The sequence below is a fragment of the Brachybacterium sp. GCM10030268 genome, assembly GCF_042666305.1.
Classification (GTDB): Bacteria; Actinomycetota; Actinomycetes; order Actinomycetales; family Dermabacteraceae; genus Brachybacterium.
Window position 1 is genome coordinate 39811 of record NZ_JBHTCW010000016.1, and the last position, 12683, is coordinate 52493.

Sequence of the window (12683 nt, forward strand, 5' to 3'; positions counted from 1 at the left end):
TGTTGCGGGAACGTTACCGCTCCTTTATGTCCCGCGATGGCTGTTCCGGGCCGACGAGCCCGACGAAAGCAGAGGTCACAGCCGATGAGCGGCCAGCGGCCCCGGCCTTCGGGGCTATGTGACGAATCTCTTGACCGAGACCAGTGCGACAACTAATGTACAAGCGGGACCGAAACTTCAGTGAAAATCGGTCGGCGCCTTGAGGTGACGTGAGGATGCGTCCCGCACGGCGTCCGGTCACTGGGCCATGAGGCGGATCCGGTGGATTCGTTCCGGCCCGACGGCCGAGCACCGCGCAGTATCAGCAGGTCGACGTCGACCTGTTCGGCCGTACAGACCTTCCTGTGCGGCGAGGATCTCGATGAGGAGACGGCAATGACGACGCCACACCCATTCCACTTTTCCCCCAGCCGGCGCAGTTTCGTCGGGCTCTCCGCCGCCGCCTTCGGCTCCCTCGCGCTCGCCTCGTGCGGGTCCGGGACCGGCGAGGAGGTCGACATCGAGAGCCAGAACGTCGGGGCGATGGAGGATTACGCCGCCGACATGCAGTTCAAGGCCACCGAACCGATACAGGTGAGCATGCTCTGGACTGATTGGCCGGATGTCGGTGTCAAGGACACGTGGCGCATCTTCGAGCACATCAAGGAGCTCACCAACGTCGAGATCACGCTGACGCACATCCCCTTCAGCGATCACGAGGAGAAGCGCAGTCTGCTGATCAGCGCCGGCGATGCGCCGACCCTCATTCCTCTCGTGTACACGGGCGAGGACTCCCCGTTCGTCTCGTCCGGAGCCGTGGTCCCCCTGAGCGACTACGCCGACAAGATGCCCAACTTCCAGAAGTACGTGGAGGAATGGGATCTGGGCGAGATGATCGAGAACATCAAGCAGTCCGACGGCAAGTACTACATGGTGCCCGGTTTCCAAGAGGTCTCCGTCCCGATGTTCAGCCTGGTCGTGCGCAAGGACGTCTTCGAGGAGGTCGCCGGTGGCGTGCCGGACACCTGGGATGAGCTGCGCGAGGCGCTGCTGCTGATCAAGGAGAAGTACCCCGACTCCGTCCCGCTCGCCGACGGCTTCGAGGCGCAGTCGATGCTCAACTACGCCGCCCATGCCTTCGGGACGGTCGCCGGCTGGGGCTTCGGCGACGGCACGCTCGAGGGGGAAGACGGCGAGCTCGTGTACGCCGCCACCACCGACGAGTACAAGTCGATGGTGGAATACTTCCGCGGCCTGGTCGAGGACGGGCTCCTGGACGGCGAGTCGCTCACCGCATCCAACGACGGCACCGGTGCGGCGGGCGTCGACGAGAAGTTCGCGCAGGAGACCTGCTTCGCCGCCTCCGGCTCCTCGGGCACCGCGATCGAGTTCGCCCAGGCACTCAACGAGACCGTCGGCGAGGGGAACTACGCGGTCACGCTGATCCCGCCGCCCGCCGGTCCCGCGGGCGACAAGATCGAGCCGAGGAACTTCTGGCACGGGTTCATGCTCAGCTCCGACATCACGGAGTCCGAGCACTTCCTGGCCACCCTGCAGTTCCTGGACTGGCTCTACTACAACCCGGACGCCCGCGAGATGCTGCGGTGGGGAGAGAAGGACGTCAACTACACGAAGTCCGAGGACGGCACCATCGAGCTGATGGACGGCTTCTCGCTCGATGACTACAACATCAATTCCGGTGCCGAGACCGACATCAAGATCGATCTCGGCTACTCGACATTCCCGGCGGAGGCTACGGAGTCCCGTGCCCTCAAGGAGTCCTACAGCACGCCCGAGTTCGTCCAGTACATCGATGACGTGCTCACGGTGCGCACGCCGCGGGATCCGATCCCGCCGGCGCCTCTGGACGAGGCCGAGCTCGAACAGGCCTCATTGCTGTCCACACCTCTCAAGGACGCGGTGGACACCGCCACGCTGCAGTTCATCATGGGCCAGCGCGATATGAGCGAATGGGAGGCGTTCGTTGAGGAGCTCGAGGCTGCGGGTCTGCCGCGATATCTCGAACTTCTCAATGGAGCCCGGGCCCGGTTCGCCGAGACCAACGGCTGAGCGAATTCATGTATCGCAAGGTGTCGACGACGAAGGTGGACCTATGACGATCATGGAATCCCGAGACGTCGCGGCGCAGGATCCCGCGTCGCGACGTCCCGCTCCCGAACGCCGCCCGGGCGCCTGGCGGCGAGCGCTGCGTCGCGACTGGCCGCTGTACGCGCTGGCAGTGCTGCCGCTGCTGTTCCTCGCCGTCTTCCGGTACCTTCCGATGCTCGGCAATGCCATCGCGTTCCGCCGGTTCCGGCCGGGCGGCAGCATCTTCGGCGATGAGTGGGTGGGAACGCTCTACGTGGAGATGTTCATCCGGGACCCCGCCTTCTGGAACGTCTTCGCGAACACGGCGATCATCGGCGCGATGACGCTCGCCGTGTGCTTCCCGCTCCCGATCATCCTGGCGCTCATGTTGAACGAGGTCAGACGGCGTCATTTCAAGCGCATCGTGCAGTCGATCAGTTATCTCCCGCACTTCCTCTCCGTCGTGATCGTCGTCGGCATGGTCTACCAGCTGCTCTCTCTGCAGGGCACGGTGAACCAGCTCGTGGAGTTCTTCGGTGGAGACGCCGTCGCGTTCCTCCAGAGACCCGAATGGTTCCGGTTCATCTACGTCGCCTCGGAAGCGTGGCAGACCGTCGGCTGGGGAACCATCCTCTATCTGGCGGCGCTGACCGCTGTCGATGACGCGCTCTACGAGGCGGCGAGGATCGACGGCGCGAACAGGTGGCAGCAGACGTGGCACGTGACGTTGCCCGGAATTCGCCCGACGATGGTCACGCTGCTGATCCTCAACATCGGCAATTTCCTCAACGTCGGCTTCGAGAAGGTGCTGCTGCTGTACAACCCCATGACCTATTCGACCGGTGACGTGATCTCCACATACCTCTACCGGGTGGGTCTCGTCTCCAACAACCTCAGCTACGCCGCGGCCATCGGTCTGTTCCAGGCGATCATCGGATTCGCCATGGTGATGACCGCGAACTACATTTCTCGACGATTGGTGGGGACGAGCCTGTGGTGATCGACGCGATGAAAGCCGATGCCCCGCGCAGGGAGCCGGTCGTGCCTCGGGCCGCGAGGATCAAGGACTCCCGGTCCTACCGGATCTTCACGGTCATCAACACGACCGCCCTGATCCTGCTGTGCGGCGTGATGCTCTACCCCTTCATCATGCTCGTGGCGCAGTCGTTCAGCTCGGCGGGGGCGATCAACGCCGGCAAGGTCAGCGTCTTCCCGGTCGATTTCAATATCGACACGTACCGGGCCGTGGCGAACAACGCCGACTTCTGGCGCAGCTACGGCAACACCGTGCTGTACACCGTGCTCGGGACGACGATCGCCATGGCGCTGACCACGACGTACGCTTTCGTGCTGTCGAAGAAGCATCTACGGGGCCGCAGTCTGCTCATCGGCATCGCCGTGTTCACGATGTTCTTCAACGGCGGCATCGTGCCGAACTATGTGCTGATCTCATCGCTCGGCATGAAGAACACGATGTGGGCGGTGATCCTGCCGCCCGCGCTGTCGGTGTTCAACCTGCTCGTGATGAAGGCGTTCTTCGAGAACCTTCCGACGGAGCTCGAGGAGGCGGCGCACATCGACGGCCTCTCGTGGTTCGGGATCTTCTTCCGCATCACGCTGCCGCTGTCCAAGGCTGTCATCGCCACGATGGTGCTCTTCTACTCGGTGCAATACTGGAACGACTGGTTCGCTGCGTTCCTCTATCTCGATCGCACCGACCTGTTCCCGGTGACCTTGTTCCTGAGGAATCTGATCGCCGGAGCCTCGACCGCGGCGTCGGAAGGGGCGGCGGCCTCGGGGTCCAGCATCAGCGACATCAACGCGAACATCCAGTCCGTCACGATGATCCTGATCCTCATCCCGATCCTGTGCGTATACCCCTTCGTCCAGAGGTATTTCGTCTCGGGCATCATGCTCGGCTCCGTCAAGGGCTGAACGTCCGCTTCATCCTGACCCGCCCGGGACTGATGCACCGCCCGTTCGTCGTCATGGCGAGGCAGAGAGGCGCCACGGTGAGGCGGGCGAGGATCCGCTTCTCGCCCTGGAGTGTCCTGATAGGCGTCTATCGTCCTCACCATGGACATCATTCTGATGGGCGGGCTCTGGCTGGACGTGACGGTGTGGGACGAGGTCGCCCGACACCTCGAGGGCACCGGGCGGTCCCACTGACACTTCCCGGGCAGGGGGACGGCAATGCCGAGGCGACTCTGGTCGACCAGATCGCCGCGGCCACGGAAGCCGTCGACGCGGCCGACGGTTCGCCGTTCGTGGTGGGGCATTCCGCCTCGTCGGCCCTGGCCTGGCTGGTCGCCGATGCCCGGCCGGACCAGGTGGCCGGGGTGGGCATGATCGGAGGCATCCCCGGTCAGCACGGATCCGCTTACGCCGACTTCTTCCCGATCGAGGACGGCACCATGCCGTTCCCGGGATGGGAGCCGTTCGCCGGCCCGGACTCGGCCGATCTGGACGAGGCGACCAAGGAGCACCTGGCAATGACCGCCATCCCGGTGCCCGACGGTGTCGCCCAGGCGCGGGTCGAACTGGCCGACCCGCGCCGCTACGACGTCCCGGTGGTGCTGTTCTGCCCGGAGTTCAGCGTCGAGCAGGCCGAGCAGTGGATCGGCGCCGGAGACGTCCCCGAGTTGGCCAAGGCCACGGACCTCAGGTACGTCGACATCGACTCCGGACACTGGCCGATGCTGAGCGCTCCGGCAGAGCTGGCGCGGCTGCTGGCCCGTGCCGCTGACGACCTCGCGCGCTGAGCGCCGCTGCGTAGACCGGCCATGGCGACGACCTCGAGCGGCGTCGCAAGGTTCTCCTTCGGGGGCGGCTGGGAGGGCCGGGGTGGTTCATGAACTCGCCGAACTCTCAGAGACGCTCGCGCAGCCAGTCCAGCTGGCGGCGCTGCTGGACGGGCCCGCCGCCCTCGTGGTTGTTGAAGCGGTAGACGACCATCTCCCGCTCCGGAGGCGTCCCGGTGGCGCTGCCGTAGTGGTTGTGGGCGGCGAACACGGTCGAGGGCGGGCAGGTCACATCCCGCAGCCCCACCGAGAACAGAGCCGGCGCGGTGGCCCGTCGGCCCAGATGCAGAGCGTCGATATAGGACAGCGTGCGGAAGACCTGTTCCTCCGCGCAGCGGTGGACGGAGAGGTACTGCACGATCTCCTGGTACGGGCTCGCGTCGGTGATGTCCACGGCGCGCCGGATGTGGGTCAGGAAGGGGACGTTGCTGATCAGGGCGTCGACGTCGGGAACCAGGCCCGCGGCGGCGAGGGCGAGCCCGCCTCCCTGGCTGTTCCCCGCCACGGCCACGCGCCCGTCGGTCCCGGGCAGGGCGCGGGCGGCGTCGACGGCACGGGCCGCGTCGGTCAGCAGGCGCGTGAGGTACGACGTCTGCGGGGACTCGATCCCTCGCGTCATCACGCCGGGGACGGCCGGCCCGGAGCCGATCGGATCCGGGGTGTGGCCACCGGCGCCGGACGCGCCTTGGCCACGCGAATCCATCAACAGGTGTGCGTAGCCGGCGCATGCCCAGGCCAGGCGCTCGAGCGGCTCTCCCCGGCCGCCCCCGTACCCGATGTACTCGACCACGACCGGGAGGTCATGGCTGACGCCGGCGGGCCGGTTGTACCAGGCGCGGATCGGGGCGCCGTCGTGACCGGCGAAGCTGACGTCGAAGGTCTCCACCAACGAGAGCCCGTTCTCGGTCGCGTCCACCTCGATCAGCACCGGCTGGGAGCGGGCTCGGTCCAGGGTTTCGCGCCAGAAGTCGTCGAGGTCGGCGGGCTCCTCGAGCACCGGCAGATACTCCCGGAGGGCCTCGAGGGGCATGTCGAACAGGGCCACGAGGCGCCTCCACATCGATGTGAACCGGTACTGTCGTCGTCATCAGGAAGGTCGCATCGGTGCGACCGCCGAATGACAGAAACTGCCCGAAAATTCGTCGGAATTTTCTCTCAGGGTTTAGGCTAGAGTCCCCGACGTGGCCGGTCAAGGCAGTCCGGCGCGGGATATCCTCCAGGGTGCCGGGGGCGACGTGGGGCCGTATCGAGACGCGAGGATGAGGACAGGACATGTCAGAGGACGTTGCGCGGCTGGGCCGGGTCACCTTGAAGGATGTGGCCGAGAAGGCCGGCGTGTCCCTCGCGACGGCGTCGAAGGTGATGAACGGGCGCGCCGACGTGCGCGATTCGACCCGCCAGGAGGTCGCTGACGCGGCCCGCGACCTCGGGTACCAGCCCAAGCGGCGCGAGAGCGACCGCCGGCGTTCGGTGATGATCCACTTCGACACCCTGACCAGCCCCTACGCCCTGCAGGTGCTCGAGGGCGCCGAGCATGCCGCCCGCCGGGCCGGCGTGGACCTGCTCGTGATCAGCGTCGACGCCAAGGCCGACGGCTACGCAGGCCCCACTCGCGCGCAGATGGCCGACCTCTCCGCACGCGGGATCGAGGGGCTCATCGCGGTGACCTCCCCGATCGGCCCGCAGCACGCCCGCTGGAGCAAGGATCTCGAGCTGCCCCTGATCGCGATCGACCCCGTGACCATCGGCCCTGGCACCAAGGGCGTCGTCGCCATCTCCGCCACCAACTGGGAGGGCGGTGCGGCGGCTGTGCAGCATCTGCTGGATCTGGGGCATCGTCGGATCGGGCTGATCGGTGGACCGGAGGATTCGGTGCCGGCGCGGCAGCGGGTGCAGGGGTATCACACGGCTTTGGGGCAGGCCGGTATCGCGGTCGACGAGGACCTGATCGAGCACGGCAGCTTCGACTACGAGGACGGTCAGCGCGGTGCGGATCGTCTGCTGCGATTGCCGGAGCCGCCGACGGCGATCTTCGCGGTCGCGGACACGCTGGGCGTGGGGGCGCTGCGGGCGGCGCGGCAGTTGGGCATCGGGGTTCCGGAGGACCTCAGTGTGGTCAGCTTCGATGACACGATGATCGCGAGCTGGACGCATCCGCAGCTGACCGCGGTGCGACAGCCGCTCTTCTCGATGGGGCAGGTGGCGGTCGAGCGGCTGCTGGCGCTGTCCTCGGACCCGGGGCTGTTCGCTCACCCGTTCAAGCTGGAGACGCAGCTGATCGAGCGGGAATCCACCGCACCGGTCGGCGAGAGCTGACGCCGTTACCGAGCGTCCGCCCACCGTTCCCCGCCCTCAGCCCATCCGCTCGATCCACTGCCCGGGGGCCTCGAACACCGGCTGCAGCGCCGCCCGTGCCGCGCCGCGCAGGGCGGGGTCGGTGACCCCGTCGGAGCGTTCGATGGAGATGGGCCCGGCCTCGGCGGCGAGTGCGTGGGCCTCGACGGTCTCGCGGATCACGGGGGCGAGCTCATCGGCGATCGGGGCGAGATAGCCCGAGAGCACTACCGTCGAGAGGTCCAGGACGTTCAGCGCATTGGCCACCGCCAGCCCGAGGGAGCGGCCGATCATGCCGATCACCTCGGCGCGGTCGGTGCGGGCCGAGAGCTCGTCCACGAGATCCTCGATGCGCACCTCCTGCCCCAGCCCGGCGCGCTCCAGCAGCGAGTGGTAGGAGACGTAGGCCTCCAGGCATCCCCGTCGGCCGCAGCGGCACTGCGCCCCGCCGGGAGCGACGACGGTGTGCCCGAACTCGCCGGCCCATCCGTGCACGCCGTCCAGGAGGGATCCGCCGAGCACCACGGCCCCACCGACGCCCGTGGAGCCGCGCACGTAGATGAACGACTCCCCGGGCCGGTGGCCGATCTCGGTGAGCACCGAGAGCCGGTTGTCGTTCTGCGCGCGCACGGGCAGGTCGGCCAGCTCGGGATGCTGCTGGAGGCGCCCGACCAGGGGCACCTCGGTCCAGTCGAGGTTCGGGGCCGAGAGCACGCGGCCGTCGTCCGGGGCGATGCGGCCGGGCACGGCGACCACGACCCCGACCACGGGCAGCGCACCGGCGTCGGCCCGGACCCGGCCGACGAGCTGCGCGGCGACCTCGATCGCCTGATCCACCGACGTGGCGGTGACCTGGAGGTACTCGGTGTACGTGCTGACGGTCCCGCCGGCCAGATCGATGCCGAGGCAGGAGATGCGGTCGGCGGCGATCTCCAGCCCCACGGCGAGCAGGGTGCCGGCGGCCGGCTGCAGCGGAACCATCGGGCGCCCGGACCCGGAGGAGAGGGGAGTGTCCTCCTGGACCAGACGCGCCTCGACCAGCTCCTCGACGAGCTTGGAGACGGTCGGCTTGGTCAGCCGCGTGAGCTTCGACAGGCCGGCGCGCGAGGTGGGGGAGGAGGCCTCGGCGAGCGCCCGCAGGATCTCCGAGAGGTTGTGTTCGCGCAGGTGCATCGACTGCATGCGGTTCCTCCTCCTGGCCGCCCGGGCTCCGACTTGTGCCGGACAGCGTCGCACGTCTAGATTAGTAACGGAAACTTACTAAGGATTGGCGACCAGGTCGAGACGCCTGCCGCGATCCCGTAGGGACGACCCCTGGCGGGCCTGCCGTCCGCCCGATGATCCGATGAAGGAGCGCTCACGATGACCGCACCCACCCCCACCCGTGACGACAAGTTCTCATTCGGTCTGTGGACCACCGGCTGGCAGGCCCAGGACCAGTTCGGCGCCGCCACCCGCCCGCCGCTGGACCTGACCGCGCACGTCCGCAAGCTCGCCGACATGGGCGCCTGGGGCTTCACGTTCCACGACAACGACGTGATCCCCTTCGACGCCACACCCGAGGAGCGCCAGCGCGTCCTGGATCAGCTGAAGAAGGTCACCGACGAGACCGGCCTGGTGATCGAGATGGTCACCACCGACACCTTCGCCCACCCCGTCTTCAAGGACGGCGCCTTCACCTCCAACGACCGCTCCGTGCGCCGCTTCGGCCTGCGCAAGGTGCTGGCCAATGTCGACCTCGCCGCTGAGCTCGGCGCGAAGACGTTCGTGATGTGGGGCGGCCGCGAGGGCTCCGAGTACGACGGGTCCAAGGACCTCCTGGCCGCGATGCAGCGCTACGCCGAGGGCATCGACACCGTCGCCGGCTACATCAAGGACAAGGGCTACGACCTCCGCATCGGCCTCGAGCCCAAGCCCAACGAGCCCCGCGGCAACATCTTCCTGCCCACCGTCGGCCACGCGCTGGCCTTCATCGAGCAGCTTGAGCACGGCGACATCGTGGGCATCAACCCCGAGACCGGCCACGAGCAGATGGCCACGCTGAACTACACCCACGGCCTCGCCCAGGCGCTGTGGGCCGGCAAGCTGTTCCACATCGACCTCAACGGCCAGCACGGCCCGATGTACGACCAGGACCTCGTGTTCGGCCACGGCGACCTGATCAGCGCCTTCTTCACCGTCGACCTGCTCGAGAACGGCTTCCCGTCCAAGCCCGGCGCCTACGAGGGCGCCCGCCACTTCGACTTCAAGCCCTCGCGCACCGAGCACGAGCAGGGCCAGTACGACTCCGCCGCGGCCAACATGGAGATGTACCTGATGCTAAAGGAGCGCGCGCTCGCGTTCCGTCAGGACTCCGAGGTCCAGGAGGCGCTGGCCTACTCCGGCATCGGCGAGCTGGCCGAGCCCACCATCGGCGAGGGCGAGTCCCTCCAGGACGTCCTCGCGGACCGTTCCACCTACGAGGACTTCGACGCCGATGCCGCCGGTGAGCGCAACTACGGCTTCGTGCGGCTCCAGCAGCTGGCCATGCAGCACCTGCTGGGCTTCCGCGCCTGATCGGCCGACCCGTCTGACTGGCCGAGGGCGGCGCACGTAGGATCGCTGCGTGCGCCGCCCTCGCCGTGCCCTGCCCTCGCTCCACGCCGTCGCACCCTCCACCGCCGCAGCCTCCACCGCCGCAGGAAAGGACCCCTCATGGCCCCCTCCGTTCTCGGAATCGACTCCTCCACCCAGGCGACCAAAGCAGTGCTCGTCGACGCCGAGACCGGAGCCGTCCTCGAGGAGCGCCGCGCCGCCCACCCTGACGGCACCGAGGTCGATCCGCGAGCCTGGCTCGACGCGGTCGACGAGGCCGCGGGCCCCTTGCTGGAGCGCGCCGAGGCCGTCGCCGTCGGCGGCCAGCAGCACGGCATGGTGCTGCTGGACGAGCGCGGCGAGGTGGTGCGTGATGCGCTGCTGTGGAACGACACCCGCTCCGCCCCGCAGGCCGAGGCCCTGATCGAGGAGATGGGCGGGCCGGAGGCCTCCGTCGAGGAGATCGGCAGCCTCATGGTCGCCTCCTTCACCGCCTCCAAGCTGCGCTGGGTGCGTGACAACGAACCCGACAGCGCCCGCCGGGCTGCCAGCGTGCTGCTGCCCCACGACTATGTCTCCCGTCACCTCGCCGGCGGGGGAGAGGCGTTCACCGACCGCGGCGACGCCTCCGGCACCGCCTACTACTCGACCCGCACCGAGGAATGGAAGCCCGACCTCGTCGAGCTCGCCCTCGGCCGCACCCTCGAGCTGCCGCGGCTGCCCGGCACCCCGCAGGAGGTCATGGCCCGCACCCCGTCCGGCGCCGCGATCGCCGCCGGCACCGGGGACAACATGGGCGCCGCCCTCGGCCTCTCCCAGGGCGAGGGCGATGTCTCCGTCTCCATCGGCACCTCCGGCGTGTGCGCCATGGTCAGCTCTGCCCGCCCCAACGACGCCACCGGCTCGATCACGGGATTCGCCGACGCCACCGGGCGCTTCCTGCCCATGGCCACCACCATCAACGCCGCCCGGATCCTCGAGGCCGGCCGTTCGCTGCTGGGCGTCTCCCACGAGGAGATGGCGCAGCTGGCCCTGGCCAGCGTTCCCGGGGCCCACGGCGTGACGCTGCTGCCCTACTTCGACGGCGAGCGCACCCCGAATCGGCCCGACGCCCGGGCAACCCTGACCGGGATGTCCACCTCGACCAGTCGCGAGGACATCGCCCGCGCCTACATCGAGGGCCTGCTGTGCTCCCTGGCCGACGGCGTCACGGCGCTGGAGGAGGTCACCGGCACCACCGCCGCGGGCATCACGCTGATCGGCGGCGGTGCCCGCAGCGAGGCCGTCCAGCAGCTGGCCCCGGCCATCTTCGGCCGCGGCGTCACCGTCGCCCCGGCAGCGGAGTACGTGGCCCTCGGCGCCGCCCGCCAGGCCGCCTGGGCGCTCGCCGGCACCGAGGGGCCCCCGGCGTGGGAGGTCACCGGCAGCCGCACCCTCGAGGCCGAGCCCACCCCCGAGGTGCTCGCCGCCTACCGGGAGCTGAAGGACCGCACCGCCGACTGGATCTGAATGGGCAGGGAAGCGCCGGTCTGGCCCTGGTGGGGCTATACCGCACCCAGTACCTTCACCACGGCATCGCGTGAGCCCTGTCCAGGAATCCGAAGCCGATTCGGGGCGCAGCCTTGGACTCGTATCGCGACTTGATCACTGGATGCTGACACTGTTCCTCTCGAACCCGTCAATAGCATTACGGAAGTCGTTAGTCTTCTCGAAGCCTTCGCGCCCCACCTCTCCGAGATCGAGCATCTTTACAAGTTGCATACGAACGACTATTTCGGCTAGGTCGACAGCGCAGTAGAGCTCGGCTCCATCGGGGAAGCTCGGTCGGTCCGCATGCTTTAGGTCGTTGTTGATGCAGGCCAGGAATTTCGCGATATCCTTTGTCGTGCCGAGCCTCTCCTCCCACTGGACGTCGGTATTCTCAAGGCAGCGCTCGATGCTGCGCGCGAGGCGATCAGCTTTCCCACCACCTTTCCAGTAGTGTGCGAACCTTTCCAGGGCGGTCGCCAGCATCATCATCTGCGGTTCGAGGTACCCTTCAACGTCGTCGAAGACGGCGACGGCTGCATCGACTGCTCTACGGACTCCTTCGTCGTCATAGAGTCGCATCCATCGCTTGAGTCCTTCGCTTCCGAGCGTACGTAGCGATAAAGCAGGCGCAAAGAGTTGGCTGTGCGGAACGGCCTCCCGGTTCAGCTTCCGCACCGTCTGACGGTACTGGACTTCAATCGATTGTCCGGGGTGTGATTGTCCGTCTAAAGTAAATATGGGGAACGCGGAGTCCTTGGCGCGGTGGCTTCGCCAACGGAGGGGGCGCCCAAATGCCAGTGTGAGGAGCGCCCGGATCGCACGTTGTTGCCCTATGTGCTCCTGGACAGTCGCGCCTTCGGGGTGCTTCGTGACGAGTAGTGGGGCACTGCTCTCAGTAGTGAAAGAGCGCCCTTCCGTGGCACGCCATGCGAGGTTCGCGCGGATCTCGAACTCGAATTCGCCGTGCGCCCAGTGAACTACTTCTGAGGCATCCACATCGACTCTCACCGCGACTCCGGCCTCGGGTCGAAACGTCTCCGTTAGTGTCATTGGTGAGAACCCTGCGAACTCCTCGATGCCGTCGAGCGTTGACGCCACTTCCCTCACTGCGTACTCGTCGCGCACTTCGGCGGCGCGCCCGAAAAACACAAGTTGAGGGCGCGCTCGGCCGGATGGCACTGGGCCGCATTCTCGCTTGGAGACTTGCAGTCCATTGAGTGTCAAGCTGCCCTTTGGGTCACAGAAAACCAACGTCTTGGGAAGGCCGTCGCCGTCACCCTCAGTTGAGTCCCGCATAGTGGTGTAGCGCGGTGGCTGCCGTGATCGTCTCGGACGTGGACGCGGTCACCGTGTGATCCTTCGAGTCAACCTTCCACA

General features: G+C 67.4%; 10 protein-coding genes. 7 read left to right on the forward strand and 3 right to left on the reverse strand.

Annotated elements, in window-relative coordinates:
• The first annotated feature begins 375 nt into the window (after positions 1-375).
• From ACFQRD_RS16045 to ACFQRD_RS16060, 4 genes are all read left to right on the forward strand, one after another.
• Positions 376-2049, forward strand: coding sequence for an extracellular solute-binding protein (locus tag ACFQRD_RS16045; RefSeq protein WP_377018665.1), 1674 nt, complete (start codon positions 376-378; stop codon positions 2047-2049).
• 43 nt (positions 2050-2092) lie between these two features.
• A complete protein-coding gene (locus ACFQRD_RS16050) occupies positions 2093-3067 on the forward strand; it encodes an ABC transporter permease (RefSeq protein WP_377018666.1) in 975 nt (324 codons plus the stop codon).
• A gap of 8 nt (positions 3068-3075) precedes the next feature.
• Positions 3076-4002, forward strand: a complete 927-nt coding sequence (locus ACFQRD_RS16055) for a carbohydrate ABC transporter permease (protein WP_377018997.1) — start codon at positions 3076-3078, stop codon at positions 4000-4002.
• 230 nt (positions 4003-4232) lie between these two features.
• Positions 4233-4829 carry an alpha/beta hydrolase gene (locus tag ACFQRD_RS16060; protein ID WP_377018998.1) on the forward strand — a complete coding sequence of 199 codons (597 nt, stop codon included), beginning with the start codon at positions 4233-4235 and terminating at the stop codon, positions 4827-4829.
• 106 nt (positions 4830-4935) lie between these two features.
• On the opposite strand, the gene ACFQRD_RS16065 is transcribed toward ACFQRD_RS16060, so the two are convergent.
• A complete protein-coding gene (locus ACFQRD_RS16065; protein WP_377804759.1) occupies positions 4936-5913 on the reverse strand; it encodes an acetylxylan esterase in 978 nt (325 codons plus the stop codon).
• A 227-nt stretch (positions 5914-6140) separates the two neighbouring features.
• On the opposite strand from ACFQRD_RS16065, the gene ACFQRD_RS16070 reads away from it, so the two are divergent.
• Positions 6141-7184 (forward strand): LacI family DNA-binding transcriptional regulator, encoded by a 1044-nt coding sequence (locus ACFQRD_RS16070; RefSeq protein ID WP_377018669.1) that lies wholly within the window; start codon positions 6141-6143, stop codon positions 7182-7184.
• Positions 7185-7220: 36 nt separating this feature from the next.
• Here ACFQRD_RS16070 and ACFQRD_RS16075 read toward each other — a convergent pair whose 3' ends face one another.
• Positions 7221-8384, reverse strand: a complete 1164-nt coding sequence (locus tag ACFQRD_RS16075; RefSeq protein ID WP_377018670.1) for an ROK family protein — start codon at positions 8382-8384, stop codon at positions 7221-7223.
• Between the two features lie 180 nt (positions 8385-8564).
• On the opposite strand from ACFQRD_RS16075, the gene xylA reads away from it, so the two are divergent.
• Positions 8565-9758: a xylose isomerase gene (gene xylA / locus ACFQRD_RS16080; protein ID WP_377018671.1), complete on the forward strand. Its 1194-nt coding sequence runs from the start codon at positions 8565-8567 to the stop codon at positions 9756-9758.
• Positions 9759-9896: 138 nt separating this feature from the next.
• Complete coding sequence (gene xylB, locus ACFQRD_RS16085; RefSeq protein WP_377018672.1) at positions 9897-11285, forward strand: xylulokinase; 1389 nt, start codon at positions 9897-9899, stop codon at positions 11283-11285.
• A gap of 135 nt (positions 11286-11420) precedes the next feature.
• Here the strand turns inward: xylB and ACFQRD_RS16090 are convergent, their stop codons facing one another.
• On the reverse strand, positions 11421-12602 hold the full coding sequence (locus ACFQRD_RS16090) for a hypothetical protein (RefSeq protein ID WP_377804760.1): 1182 nt from the start codon (positions 12600-12602) through the stop codon (positions 11421-11423).
• Positions 12603-12683 lie beyond the last annotated feature (81 nt).